Origin of the sequence: Ideonella sp. BN130291, from assembly GCF_036231905.1 — a bacterium.
Classification (GTDB): Bacteria; Pseudomonadota; Gammaproteobacteria; order Burkholderiales; family Burkholderiaceae_C; genus CAMLIZ01.
Genome location: NZ_JAZARE010000004.1, coordinates 85,941 through 99,437 on the forward strand (window position 1 = coordinate 85,941; position 13,497 = coordinate 99,437).

Genomic DNA, 13,497 nt, shown 5'->3' on the forward strand with positions numbered 1-13,497 from the left:
GGCCTTCAAGCGCCGCCGCGCGGCTGCACAGTTCATCAAATCACTGGAGGTTTCATGCGAGTCGACGTCGTATCCCCGGCCGCGCGCTGGCGCGGCCATGTGGTGGCCCTGGGCCTGTGCCTGCTGAGCGCGGTGCCAGGCTTGATTCCGGCGTCGGCGGCCGCGCAGCCGCAGGTGGCGTTGCCTGACTTCACCGAACTGGTGGAGCGCGTGGGGCCCGCGGTGGTGAACATCCGCACCCTGGAGCGCGCCCGCCAGGCGCGTGGCGGCATGCCCGAGATGGACGACAACCTGGAGGAGTTCTTCCGGCGCTTCGGCATTCCGCTGCCAGGCCGGCCGGACCAGCGCCGCGCACCGCCCGGTGGTGGTGGTGAGGACGAGTCGCCCGTGCAGCGCGGCGTGGGCTCGGGGTTCATCCTCAGCGCGGACGGCTTCGTGATGACCAATGCCCACGTGGTGGAGGGCGCCGACGAAGTGATCGTCACCCTCACCGACAAGCGCGAGCTCAAGGCCAAGATCATCGGCGCCGACAAGCGCACCGACGTGGCCGTGGTGAAGATCGATGCCGCCAACCTGCCCTTCGTGCGCATCGGCGACGTCAACAAGCTCAAGGTGGGCGAGTGGGTGCTCGCGATCGGCTCGCCCTTCAACCTGGACAACACCGTCACCGCCGGCATCGTCAGCGCCAAGCAGCGCGACACGGGGGACTACCTGCCGTTCATCCAGACCGACGTCGCGGTGAACCCGGGCAATTCCGGCGGGCCGCTGATCAACATGCGCGGTGAAGTGGTGGGCATCAACTCCCAGATCTACAGCCGCTCCGGCGGCTTCATGGGCATCTCCTTCGCCATCCCGATCGACGAGGCCAAGAGCATCGCCGACCAGCTCCGTGCCAACGGGCGCGTGATCCGCGGTCGCATCGGTGTGCAGATCACGCCCGTGACCAAGGACGTGGCCGAATCCATCGGCCTGGGCAAGCCCACCGGGGCGCTGGTGCGCAGCGTGGAAGCAGGCGGCCCGGCCGAAAAGGCCGGCATCGAAGCCGGGGACATCATCACCAAGGTGGATGGCCGCTCGGTGGAAAAGTCCAACGACGTGCAACGCATGATCGGCAACACCAAGCCGGGCAGCCGGGTCGCCCTGCAGCTGTTCCGCCGAGGGAACTACCGCGACGTGGCGGTGACCGTGGGCGAATTCGAATCCGACACACCGCGCACACCCGCTGCTGGCCAACCTGATGCGCAGCCTGCCCCGGTGAAGGCATTGGGCCTGGGCGTTGCCGACCTCACTGAAGCGCAGAAGCGTGAGCTGAAGGTGCGCGGTGGCGTGCGCGTGGAAGCCGCCGAAGGTGCGGCTGCACGGGCTGGCCTGCGCGAAGGCGACGTGATCCTCTCGGTGGACAACACGGAGATTGCCGATGTGAAGCAGTTCCAGGCCGTGGTGCAGAAGGCCGACAAGAACAAGCCGCTGAGCGTGCTGGTGCGTCGTGGCGAGTGGGTGAACTACTTGGTGATCCGCCCGAGCCGCTGATCGGGTGCCCCGAACCCGTCGGCGTCCGAGTGCGCCGGCAGGTCTTTTCATCTGGCGAGACCGTAAGCGAAGGTTTTCTCGCGGCACGAATGTTAGTAACTACTTACATCACCCGTTCGGCCGGCGGCATTGTTCCGAGCGGCGTATAGAATGCCGCCTGGACTCTACTGTTTGATGCTGCCCGAACGGTGAAGTCGAAAGGCGAACATCTATCCCCAACACATCCACAACAGTTTGTGGATATCCTGTGGATGGATTCCCATGTTGGTACCCCGCAACGGCTTGAAATCAAGCATTGGCGCGGTTTTCAGCAGGGTGCTTTTGGCTACAATGAAAGCCCAACAAGCAGTTGCCATACGTTTTGTTGGAAGGCGCGTCACCCATTCGACGTGCCTTTTTTTTATCTGCGCCGCGGCCCTCTTGGAGGCCTTCGCATCGCACACCGCGATTGACTTTCGGCGCACGCTTGAGCCATGGACCACATCCGCAACTTCTCCATCATCGCCCACATCGATCACGGCAAGAGCACGCTGGCCGATCGGATCATCCAACGTTGCGGCGGCCTGAGCGATCGCGAGATGGAAGCGCAGGTGCTCGACTCGATGGACATCGAGCGCGAGCGCGGCATCACGATCAAGGCCCAGACCGCCGCACTGTCGTACACCGCGCGCGATGGCAAGGTCTATAACCTCAACCTCATCGACACGCCCGGCCACGTCGACTTCTCGTACGAAGTGAGCCGGTCGCTCTCGGCCTGCGAAGGCGCGCTGCTGGTGGTCGACGCCAGCCAGGGCGTGGAGGCGCAGACCGTGGCCAACTGCTATACCGCGCTGGACCTCGGCGTGGAGGTGGTGCCGGTGCTCAACAAGATGGATCTGCCGCAGGCGGACCCGGAGCGCGCCAAGGAGGAGATCGAGGACGTGATCGGCATCGACGCCACGCATGCGATCCCGTGCTCGGCCAAGACCGGCGAAGGCATCGACGACATCCTGGAGGCAGTGATCACCCGCATGCCGCCGCCGCGCGGCGTGGCGGACGCGCCGCTGCGCGCGATGATCATCGACTCGTGGTTCGACAACTATGTGGGCGTCGTGATGCTGGTGCGCGTGGTGGACGGCTCGCTGCGCCGCGGCGACCGCATCCGCATGATGGCGACCAACGCGGTCTACAACGCCGAACAGCTGGGCGTGTTCACGCCAAAGTCGCTGGCGCGTGACGAGCTCAATGCCGGCGAAGTGGGGTTCGTGATCGCGGGCATCAAGGAGCTGCAGGCCGCCAAGGTGGGCGACACCGTCACCTTGGAAAAGAAGCTGCCGAACAACGCCGGCCCGGCCAGCGAGGCGCTGCCCGGCTTCAAGGAAATCCAGCCGCAGGTCTTTGCGGGCCTGTACCCCACCGAGGCGAGCGAATACGACCAGCTGCGCGACGCGCTGGAGAAGCTCAAGCTCAACGACTCCTCGCTGCGCTACGAGCCCGAGGTGAGTCAGGCGCTGGGCTTCGGCTTCCGCTGCGGCTTCCTCGGCCTGCTGCACATGGAGATCGTGCAGGAGCGCCTGGAGCGTGAGTTCGACCAGGACCTGATCACCACCGCGCCCAGCGTGGTGTACGAGGTGGAGCTCAACGACGACACCGTACTGATGGTGGAAAACCCGTCGAAGATGCCGGACCTGGGCCGCATCCGTGAGATCCGCGAGCCGATCGTCACCGTGCACCTGTACATGCCGCAGGACTACGTTGGCCCGGTGATGACGCTGGCCAACCAGAAGCGCGGCGTGCAGCTGAACATGGCCTACCACGGCCGCCAGGTCATGCTCACCTACGAGCTGCCGCTGGCGGAGATCGTGCTCGACTTCTTCGACAAACTGAAGAGCGTGTCGCGCGGCTATGCGTCCATGGACTATGAGTTCAAGGAGTACCGCGCGGCGGACGTCGTGAAGGTCGACTTGCTGATCAACGGCGACCGGGTGGACGCGCTGTCCATCATCGTGCACCGGGTGCAAAGCCAGTTCCGCGGCCGGGCGGTGGCCGCCAAGATGCGTGAACAGATCCCGCGCCAGATGTACGACGTGGCGATCCAGGCGGCGATCGGCGCCAACATCATCGCGCGCGAGAACATCAAGGCGCTGCGCAAGAACGTGCTGGCAAAATGCTACGGCGGCGACATCACGCGCAAGCGCAAGCTGCTCGAAAAACAAAAGGCCGGCAAGAAACGCATGAAGCAAATCGGCTCCGTCGAGGTGCCGCAGGAAGCGTTTTTGGCCATCCTGCAAGTGGATGACTAATGGGTGCACTCACCGGACTTCTGTACGCCTGCCTGGGCGTCTACCTCGGCGGCTGGTTCCTCGGCCACTGGGTCGGCAACTTCTCCCTGCTGCTGTTCCTGCTGACGCTGGTCACGCTGGGCTACTGGCTGGCCGAACGCTTCCACTTCAAGCCGGCGCGTGAGGCCGCGGCTGCGCGCTTGGAGCGCGAGGATGCCGACCGCCGCTCGTCGTTGGCGCGCAAGGGCATCGAGAAGGTGGATGGCAACGTCGAGGAGGCCAAGCACCGCCTGCTGATGCAGCCGTGGTGGCTGGACTGGACGGCCGGGCTCTTCCCGGTGATCCTGGTGGTGTTCCTGCTGCGCTCGTTCCTGTTCGAGCCGTTCAAGATCCCCTCCGGCTCGATGATCCCGACGCTGGTGGTGGGCGACCTGATCCTCGTGAACAAATTCCACTACGGCATCCGCCTGCCGGTGATCAACAAGAAGATCGTCGCGAACAACGACCCCCAGCGTGGCGACGTGGTGGTGTTCCGCTATCCGATGGATACGCGGGTGGACTACATCAAGCGCGTGGTCGGCGTGCCGGGCGACGAGGTGAGCTACCTCAACAAGGAGCTCAAGATCAACGGCCAGCCGGTGCCCACGCGACGCCTGGGCGAGGAATACGACGACGAGAGCATGGGCTACCGCCAGCGCTTTGCCGAGAAGCTGGGCCCGGTGGAACACCTGATCCAGCGCAAGCCCGACATGCAGCCGTTTTCCGGGCCGCACTACGACTTCAAGTTCAAGGACAACTGCCGCTACAGCGCCGAAGGCGCGGTCTGCAAGGTGCCGCCCGGCCATTACTTCGCCATGGGCGACAACCGTGACAACTCCGAGGATTCGCGCTACTGGGGCTTCGTGCCCGACGAGAACATCGTCGGCAAAGCCTTCTATGTGTGGATGAATTTCGGTAATCTCGGGCGCATCGGCTCCTTCCAGTGAGCCGCCCGGCATCAGCACCGACACAGGTGCGTTTCACAGGAAGAGGGCGCATGCACGTTTGCCAAGTCCGTTCCCGGTTCCAGCGCGGCATTTCGCTGCTGGGCCTGATGTTCTGGGTCATCCTGATCGGGTTCACCGCGCTGGTCGCCATCAAGACCTTTCCGTCGGTGAACGAATACCTGACCATCCAGCGCGCGGTGAGCCAGATCGCGCACAGCGGTGTGGGTACGGTGCAAGAAGTCCGCGCCGCCTTCGAAAAGCAGTCGCAGATCGAGTATTCGATCAAGTCCATCACCGGCAAGGACCTCGAGATCACCAAGGACAACGACAAGATCGTCATCGGGTTCAAGTACGACAGCGAAGTGCAGTTGTACGGCCCGGTCTCCCTGCTGATCCACTACGAGGGCCGCTCCAAGTAACGGGCGCGCCCGTTGCTGCGCTGTCGCCATGGACACCCGCCTCGATTCCCTGCAGCAGCGCCTGGGCCACCAGTTCGGCCAGGCCCGCCTGCTGACCCGCGCGCTCACGCACCGCAGCTTCGGCGCCGACCACAACGAGCGGCTGGAATTCCTGGGCGACGCGGTGCTGAGCCTGGCGGTGTCCAGCCTGCTCTACGAACGTTTTGCCGGCTCCGACGAAGGGGACCTCACCCGCGTGCGCGCGCACCTGGTGCGCGAGGACAGCCTGCACCGTGTGGCGCTGACGCTCGGCCTGCCGGACGTGCTCCGGCTGTCCGAGGGCGAGGCGCGTGGCGGCGGCGCCCAGCGGCCGTCCATCCTGGCCGATGCGGTGGAGGCGCTCATCGGCGCCACCTTCCTGGACGGCGGCTTCGAGCCGGCGCTGGCCGTGGTGCGGCGCCTGTTCGGCGAGATCATCGCCACCACCGACATCGAAAGCTGGAGCAAGGACGCCAAGACCGAGCTCCAGGAATGGCTGCAGGCGCGCAAGCTGCCGGTGCCGGCCTACCGCATCGTCGCCACCCGCGGCCAGGCGCATGCCCAGACCTTCGAGGTGGAGTGCGCCGTGCCGGCGCTGCACCTGGCCGAGCAAGGCGAGGGCAAGTCCCGCCGCACTGCCGAGCAGGAGGCTGCGCGCCGCATGCTCGAGTCGCTGAAGGCCAGCGACAAGCCGGGCAGCCCCCTGCGGTCCTGACCGCGTTCCCCATGACCCCTGACCATCCCGCCGCCGCCGACCCTGCGGCCCCCTCGTCGCCAGCGCATCGCTGCGGGCTGGTGGCCATCGTGGGCCGGCCGAATGTGGGCAAGTCCACCCTGCTGAACGCGCTGGTCGGCCAGAAGGTCAGCATCACTTCGCGCAAGGCGCAGACCACGCGCCACCGCATCACCGGCATCCGCACGGTGGAAGAAGCCCAGTTCGTTTTTGTCGACACCCCCGGGTTCCAGACGCGCCATGGCAACCCGCTGAACCGCACCTTGAACCGCACGGTGCTGTCTTCGCTGAGCGACGTGGACGTGGTGCTGTTCGTCGTGGAGGCCGGCCGTTTCGGGCTGGACGATGCCAAGGTGCTGGCACTGCTGCCGGACGACAAGCCGGTCATCCTCATCGCCAACAAGCTGGACACGGTGCGTCGCCGCGCCGACCTGGCGCCCTGGCTCAAGAGCATGCAGGAGCGCCGCAACTTCAGCGAGTTCGTGCCGTTGCAGGCCACCAAGGACGCGGACGTCAAGCGCCTGCTCGGGATCATCAAGCCCTACCTGCCCGAGCAGGAGTGGTACTACGAGGAAGACGCGCTCACCGACCGCAGCGACCGCTTCCTCGCCAGCGAGCTGATCCGCGAGAAACTCTTCCGCCTCACCGGCGATGAGCTGCCCTACACCTCCACCGTGGTGATCGACAAGTTCGAGGAGGAGGGCAACCTGCGCCGCATCGCCGCCACCATCATCGTGGAGCGCGACGCGCACAAGGGCATGGTCATCGGCACCGGCGGCGAGCGCCTGCGCCGCATCGGCAGCGAGGCGCGCCAGGAACTCGAGACCTTGATGGACGCCAAGGTGTTCCTCGAACTGTGGGTCAAGGTCCGCTCCGGCTGGGCCGACAACGAAGAGCACCTGCGCGCCTACGGGTATGAGTAGACGCGCCGCGCAGGCGCAAGCCGCCTACGTGCTGCACCGCTACGACTGGAGCGAAACCAGTCTGATCCTCGACCTGTTCACCCGCGACCTGGGTCGTGTCACGGTCGCCGCCAAGGGCGCGAAGCGGCCGTATTCGCAGCTGCGCCCGGTGCTGCTGCCCTTCCAGCGCCTCAACGTGAGCTTCGGCCGCAGCACCGGCGAGGATGCCGCCGAGGTGCAGACTTTGCGCCAGGCCGAGTGGGCGGGCGGCGCACCCATGCTGTCGGGGGCCTCGCTGTTCTCCGGCTTCTACCTCAACGAGCTGCTGATGAAGCTGCTGGCCCGCCATGACGCCCATGCGCAGCTGTTCGACGCCTATGCCGACAGCCTGCCTGCGCTGGCCACCGGCGGGGACGTGGAACAAGCCGGCTTGCGGGCTTTCGAGCTGGTGCTGCTGCGCGAGCTGGGCCTGCTGCCCGACCTGAGCACCACCACGCTGGGTGGCAACGAGCTGGATCCCGAACGCCTCTATGCCTTGCGCCCTGAGGTCGGCGTGGCCCTGCTGCGCGACCCGGATGACCCGGGCTGCAGCGGTGCCGCCTTCACCGCCTTGCAGGCTGCGCTGCAGCACGGCAGCATCCCCGCCTTGCAGGCGCGCTGCCTGCCGGTGCTGCCCGTGCTGCGGCCGCAGCTGCGCAGCCTGCTTCACTATCATCTGGGCTCGCCGCAGCTGCGCACGCGCCAGGTGATGCTGGACGTGCAGCGCCTGCTCGACTGACCCTTCGCCATTGCTCCCGATGAACCCCCTGGTCGCACCCGAGCCTTCCGCCCATGGCGGCCGCACCGCGCTGTCGGTCAACCTCAACAAGGTGGCCTTGCTGCGCAACACCCGCCACCTGGGCATTCCTAGCGTCACGCGGGCCGCGCTGCAGGTGCTGGAGGCCGGCGCCCAGGGCATCACGGTGCATCCGCGGCCCGACGAGCGCCACATCCGCGCACAAGACGTGCATGAGCTGGCCGATCTGCTGAAGGCCTGGCCGCACATCGAGTTCAACATCGAAGGCAACCCCTTCCACAACCTGATGGACTTCGTGCGCAGCGTGCGGCCGCACCAGTGCACGTTCGTGCCGGACACCGTGGGCCAGTTCACCTCCGACCACGGCTGGAGCTTTCCTGCGGATGCCGAGCGCCTGCGGCCGGTGATCGCTGAAGCGAAGGCGCTCGGGGTGCGGGTCAGCCTGTTCATGGACCCGGTTCCCCAGGCCATGCGTGCGGTGCGCGAGCTGGGCGCTGACCGGGTGGAGCTGTACACCGAAACTTATGCCAGCGCGCACGGCACGCCGCAGCAGGACGAGGTGCTGCGGCGCTTCACCAGGACGGCGGAAGCAGCGCTCGCCGTGGGCCTGGGGGTGAACGCCGGCCATGACCTCAACCGCGACAACCTCACTGACTTCCTGCGCGCAGTGCCCGGTGTGCAGGAGGTGTCCATCGGCCATGCGCTGATCGCCGACGCGTTGGAGCTGGGTTACACCGAGACCGTGCGCGACTACCAGCGCTGCATCCAGCGGGCGTTTGCATGATCCTGGGCATCGGCACCGACATCTGCGACGTGCGCCGCATCGAGGCCACCCTGGCGCGCAAGGGTGATCGCTTCGCCGAGAAGGTGCTGGGGCCCAACGAGATGAAGGTCTTTCACTTCCGCCGTGCCAAGGTGGAGTCCCGCGGCGTGCGCTACCTGGCCACGCGGTTCTCTGCCAAGGAGGCCTTCTCCAAGGCCATCGGCACCGGCATCCGCATGCCGATGACCTGGCGCAGCTGCGAGATCCTCAACCTGCCCAGCGGCCAGCCGTACATCCAGCTGCACGGCGCGCTGGCCGACTGGTTCAAGGCGCGCGGATTGCAGGCGCACGTGACGGTCACCGACGAATCCGACTATGCGGCCTCCTTCGTGGTGGTCGAAACAACCCACACCCCATGAGCATTCACGCCCCGGTCATCCTCGACATCGCCGGCCAGGAGCTCAACGCCGACGACAGGCGGCGCCTGCAGCATCCGCTCACCGGCGGCATCATCTTCTTCACCCGCAACTGGAAGGACAGGCGCCAGCTCACCCAGGTGTGCGCCGAGGTCAAGTCCATCCGTCCCGACGCGCTGATCACGGTGGACCATGAAGGCGGGCGGGTGCAGCGTTTCCGCACCGACGGCTTCACCCACCTGCCCGCGATGCGGGCCTTCGGCGAGCTCTGGATGCAGGACGCGATGAGGGCAGTGGATGCGGCCACCGCGGCCGGCTACGTGCTGGGCTCGGAGCTGCGCGCCTGCGGCGTGGAGCTCAGCTGGACCCCGGTGGTGGACCTGGACCACGGCCGCAGCGAGGTGGTGGGCGACCGCGCCTTCCACCGCGACCCGCGCGTGGTGAGCATCCTCGCGCAAAGCCTGATGCTCGGGCTGCTGCGCGCTGGCATGAACAACTGCGGCAAGCACTTTCCCGCCCACGGTTATGCAGTGGCCGATTCGCACGTGGCGCGAGCCGTGGACGACCGCGCGCTGGAGGAGATCCTGGCGGAGGACGCCATGCCTTACGACTGGCTGTCCACTGCGCTCACCTGCGTGATGCCGGCCCATGTGACCTTCCCGCAGGTGGACGAGATGCCGGCCGGTTTTTCATCCCGCTGGCTCAAGGACATGCTGCGAGGCCGCTATGGTTTCACCGGCGCGATCTGCTGCGACGACCTCAGCATGGAAGGCGCGCGTGTGGCCGGCAGCCCGGTGGAAGGCGGCATCGCTGCGCTGAACGCCGGCTGCGACCTGGTGCTGCTGTGCAACCAGTCCAAGGTGGACGGTGGCCGGCCGGTGGACGAGCTGCTCGACGGCCTGCAGGCCGCCCTGGAGCAGGGCCGCTGGCAGGCCGACGAGCTGAGCGAACAGCGCCGGCTCGACCTGCTGCCGCAGACCGCGCCCCTGCCGTGGGACGAGCTGATGCACTACGCGCCGTACCAGCACGCGCTCGAACGCCTGCCTTGAGCGAGCGGGGCGCTTCGGCGCGAGCGTCCATGAAAAAGCCGCCGGGGCCTGATGCCGCGGCGGCTTTTCCTTTGGGGCCTGAGCAGATTACTGACGCGCTTCCGTTTCGAACGGCAGGCGCACCTGCGACAGGTCCTTGCGCGTTTCCACCAGCACCAGCGGGCCTTCGTCCAGCTGCACCACTGGCGGCCGTTCACGCGGCACGTGGATGGGCCGCGGCTCGTTGGCCATGGCTTCCTGGACCGATCGCACCTTGTCGGCGTCGGAGTTCACCCATTCCAGGCCGGCTGCGCGCGCCACGTCGGCCAGCTGGTCGGTGGGCAGGATGAACGGTTCCACCACCACCGGGGCAGGCGCCTCGGCGACGACGGCCACGGGCTGCGGCGCGGGTGCGGGTGCCGGCACAAAGGCCGGCGCGGCGGCTGCGGGCGTCTCTGCCAGCATGGCCGCTGGCGGCGCGTCGGCAGCAAACGGTTCAGCTTCGAAGCGGTGGTCCGTTGCCGGTTGGCCGGCCTCGAGCTCCTGACGCTCACGGCGGTTGCGATCGCGGCCGCGGCCGCGGCGCTGGCGGCCGTCCTCGCGGTCGGCGACAGCTTCGCCATCCACCGAGGCTGAGTCCGGTGCGGCCTCGGCCACCGGAGCTTCGACATCGGGGTCCACGCCCTGGCTGGTCGCTTCCGGTGCACCGGCTTCGCGCGCCTCGTCGCGATCGCGGCCACGGCCACCCCGACGGCGGCGGCGGCTGCGTTCGCGATCCTGGCCCTCGGCGCCTTCGGCGGAGGTTTCACCTGGCGTGGTGTCCACAAAGCCCGGCACCACGGGTGTCGCCGTGTCCAGCTCGGCCACCGTCTCCGCGCGGCGCGGTTCACGCTCGCCGCCACGCTGGCCACGGCGTCCTTCGCCACGGCCTTCCCGGCGCTCATGCGCGGTCTCGCGCGGCTCGGCGCCGGTCATCGGCTCCAGTGCCTTGCTGGCCTCGATGGCTTCCGGACTGCGTTCGCCCCGGCGGCCGCCCCGGCCACCGCGGTTGTCGTCGCGGCCTTCACGGCGCGGCTCGTCGGCACGTTGCTGTGCACCGCGGCTTTCGGCCTGGCGCTCGCCGCCCCGATGGCCGTCACGATCACGGTCGCGGCCACCGCGGCCACCGCGATCGTTGCGTCCACCCCGCCCGCCGCGGTCACCGCGGCCTTCCCGGCGTTCGCCAGCCGCCGGTGTGGCGACCGCGGGCGCTGCCACCGCCGGTGCGGGTACCGGGGCCGCTGCCGGCTCGGCGCCGAACAGTTTCTTGATCCAGCCGAAGAAGCCACCGCCTGCGGGCGCTGCCACCGGCGCGGGCACAGGAGCCAGGGCCACGGGCGCCGGCGCGGGAGCGACCACCACCGGTGCCGGCTCGGGCTTGGGTTCCGGTTTGGGCGCGGGCTGCTCGGGCAGGATGCCCTTGAGCACCGGCTCCTGCTTGGGCTTTGTTTTCTCACGCCGCGTGATGCCGACCTCTTCGTCCGGCTCCTCGATCATCGTGTAGCTGGCTTGCAGGCCTTCCAGGCGCGGATCGTCGTGGCGCAGGCGCTCCAGCTTGTAGTTGGGCGTGTCCAGGTGCTTGTTGGGCACCAGCAGCACGGTCACGCGCTGCTTGAGCTCGATCTTGGTGATCTCGGTGCGCTTCTCGTTGAGCAGGAAGGAGGTCACTTCCACCGGCACCTGCACATGCACGGCGGCGGTGTTTTCCTTCATCGACTCTTCCTGCACCATGCGCAGGATCTGCAGCGCGGAGCTCTCGGTGTCGCGGATGTGGCCGGTGCCGTTGCAGCGCGGGCAGGTGATGTGGCTGCCTTCGCTCAACGCCGGGCGCAGGCGCTGGCGGCTCAGCTCGAGCAGGCCGAATTTCGAGATGGACGACAGCTGCACGCGGGCGCGGTCGTAGCGCAGCGCTTCGCGCAGGCGCTGTTCCACCTCGCGGCGGTTCTTGCTCTCCTCCATGTCGATGAAGTCGACCACGATCAGACCGCCCAGGTCGCGCAGTCGCATCTGGCGCGCGATCTCGTCGGCGGCTTCCAGGTTGGTGCGGGTGGCGGTTTCCTCGATGTCGCCGCCGCGGGTGGCGCGGGCGGAGTTGACGTCGATGGACACCAGCGCCTCGGTGTGGTCGATCACGATGGCGCCGCCGGAAGGCAGGTTCACCGTGCGCGAGAAGGCGGTCTCGATCTGGTGCTCGATCTGGAACCGGCTGAACAGCGGCGCGTCGTCGCGGTAGCGCTTCACGCGATTGGCCGTTTCCGGCATCACGTGGTTCATGAACTGCATCGCCTGATCGAAGATGTCGTCGGTGTCGATCAGGATCTCGCCGATGTCGGCGGTGAAGTAGTCGCGGATCGCACGGATCACGAGCGACGACTCCTGGTAGATCAGGTAGGCGCCCTTGCCGGCCTTGGACGCGTCATCGATCGCGGTCCAGAGCTTGAGCATGTAGTTCAGGTCCCACTGCAGCTCGGCCACCGAGCGGCCGATGCCGGCGGTGCGGGCGATCAGGCTCATGCCCTTGGGGTACTCGAGCTGGTCCAGCGCGTCCTTGAGTTCCTCGCGGTCCTCGCCCTCGATGCGCCGGCTCACGCCGCCGCCGCGCGGGTTGTTGGGCATCAGCACCAGGTAGCGGCCAGCCAGCGACACGAAGGTGGTGAGCGCCGCACCCTTGTTGCCGCGCTCTTCCTTTTCCACCTGGACCAGCAGTTCCTGGCCCTCCTTGATGACGTCGCTGATCTTCGCGGAGCGCACGTCGGCGCCTTCCTTGAAGTAGGTGCGCGAGATTTCCTTGAACGGCAGGAAGCCGTGGCGGTCCTCGCCGTAGTCGACGAAACACGCCTCGAGCGAAGGCTCGACGCGGGTGACCACCGCCTTGTAGATATTGCCTTTGCGTTGCTCGCGGCCTTCGATTTCGGTTTCGAAGTCGAGCAGCTTCTGCCCATCGACGATGGCCAGGCGACGCTCTTCCTGCTGCGTCGCATTGATCAGCATGCGTTTCATCTGCACTCCTCACGCGGCCTTTGTGTGGGGCCGCGCACGATCACATCGCCTGCCGCCGAAAAAGCGGTAGGGCGACTCACCGACGCACGAGAAACGCGAAGAAAAAACCGTGGAAGGAATCGCCCTGGACTGCGGTGGATCGGTCAGCCGATCACGGTGCAGCGTTGGCGCGTGTGCCGCGGTGACGGTGCCCGGGCAGCGGCCCGCACCGGCCCCGGCGCCGCGGATCGCGCAGCGGGTCCCGCACGCAGCGCGCAGCCACGCCGGCTACAGGCCGGGGCTGCGGGGCGCACAGGGGGGAGGTGGAGGCGGACGCCATGGGCGGGGTCACTGGGGCATTTGCAAACCGCAGCCCCTGGCTTGGGAGCCTGTTTCTGCGGTCGGTCAACCTTGTTCTTCCTGCTGGTTGGCAGGGGTTTTTTCGACTCGGGTCTCTTCCACCCGCCTCGTCTCGGCCGCCCAGTCACTCGGGGACTGAAGGCCCGCCGGAAGGCGGCAGGTGTTGCATCACCAATCGTTCCGCTTTCGCGAAACGGCCCACGTTGCTCTGCAGGTGCCCAGGTAAACTCTGAAAAATCAAGCACTTACAACGAAAACGTGGTCCGG

General features: G+C 67.2%; 11 protein-coding genes. 10 read left to right on the forward strand and 1 reads right to left on the reverse strand.

The features are described from left to right. The first annotated feature begins 54 nt into the window (after positions 1 to 54). From VPH43_RS09605 to nagZ, 10 genes are all read left to right on the forward strand, one after another. A complete protein-coding gene (locus VPH43_RS09605) occupies positions 55 to 1,530 on the forward strand; it encodes a DegQ family serine endoprotease (RefSeq protein WP_328577466.1) in 1,476 nt (491 codons plus the stop codon). 473 nt (positions 1,531 to 2,003) lie between these two features. Then, entirely contained in the window at positions 2,004 to 3,812 is a 1,809-nt protein-coding gene (gene lepA / locus VPH43_RS09610) for a translation elongation factor 4 (protein WP_328577467.1), read from the forward strand. Then, a complete protein-coding gene (lepB, locus tag VPH43_RS09615; RefSeq protein ID WP_328577468.1) occupies positions 3,812 to 4,777 on the forward strand; it encodes a signal peptidase I in 966 nt (321 codons plus the stop codon). Before lepA ends, lepB begins: the two co-directional genes overlap by 1 nt. A gap of 50 nt (positions 4,778 to 4,827) precedes the next feature. After that, positions 4,828 to 5,196 carry a DUF4845 domain-containing protein gene (locus VPH43_RS09620; protein WP_328577469.1) on the forward strand — a complete coding sequence of 123 codons (369 nt, stop codon included), beginning with the start codon at positions 4,828 to 4,830 and terminating at the stop codon, positions 5,194 to 5,196. Between the two features lie 28 nt (positions 5,197 to 5,224). Next, positions 5,225 to 5,929, forward strand: a complete 705-nt coding sequence (rnc, locus tag VPH43_RS09625; protein ID WP_328577470.1) for a ribonuclease III — start codon at positions 5,225 to 5,227, stop codon at positions 5,927 to 5,929. Between the two features lie 11 nt (positions 5,930 to 5,940). Then, positions 5,941 to 6,870: a GTPase Era gene (gene era / locus VPH43_RS09630; protein WP_328577471.1), complete on the forward strand. Its 930-nt coding sequence runs from the start codon at positions 5,941 to 5,943 to the stop codon at positions 6,868 to 6,870. After that, positions 6,863 to 7,627 carry a DNA repair protein RecO gene (gene recO, locus VPH43_RS09635; protein ID WP_328577472.1) on the forward strand — a complete coding sequence of 255 codons (765 nt, stop codon included), beginning with the start codon at positions 6,863 to 6,865 and terminating at the stop codon, positions 7,625 to 7,627. The genes era and recO overlap by 8 nt, the downstream gene beginning before the upstream one ends. 19 nt (positions 7,628 to 7,646) lie before the next feature. Further along, positions 7,647 to 8,429: a pyridoxine 5'-phosphate synthase gene (locus tag VPH43_RS09640; protein WP_328577473.1), complete on the forward strand. Its 783-nt coding sequence runs from the start codon at positions 7,647 to 7,649 to the stop codon at positions 8,427 to 8,429. Further along, positions 8,426 to 8,827, forward strand: coding sequence for a holo-ACP synthase (gene acpS, locus VPH43_RS09645; protein ID WP_328577474.1), 402 nt, complete (start codon positions 8,426 to 8,428; stop codon positions 8,825 to 8,827). The genes VPH43_RS09640 and acpS overlap by 4 nt, the downstream gene beginning before the upstream one ends. Beyond that, positions 8,824 to 9,873 (forward strand): beta-N-acetylhexosaminidase, encoded by a 1,050-nt coding sequence (gene nagZ / locus VPH43_RS09650; protein WP_328577475.1) that lies wholly within the window; start codon positions 8,824 to 8,826, stop codon positions 9,871 to 9,873. Before acpS ends, nagZ begins: the two co-directional genes overlap by 4 nt. Positions 9,874 to 9,960: 87 nt before the next feature. On the opposite strand, the gene VPH43_RS09655 is transcribed toward nagZ, so the two are convergent. After that, positions 9,961 to 12,891: an Rne/Rng family ribonuclease gene (locus VPH43_RS09655; protein WP_328577476.1), complete on the reverse strand. Its 2,931-nt coding sequence runs from the start codon at positions 12,889 to 12,891 to the stop codon at positions 9,961 to 9,963. Between the last annotated feature and the right edge of the window lie 606 nt (positions 12,892 to 13,497).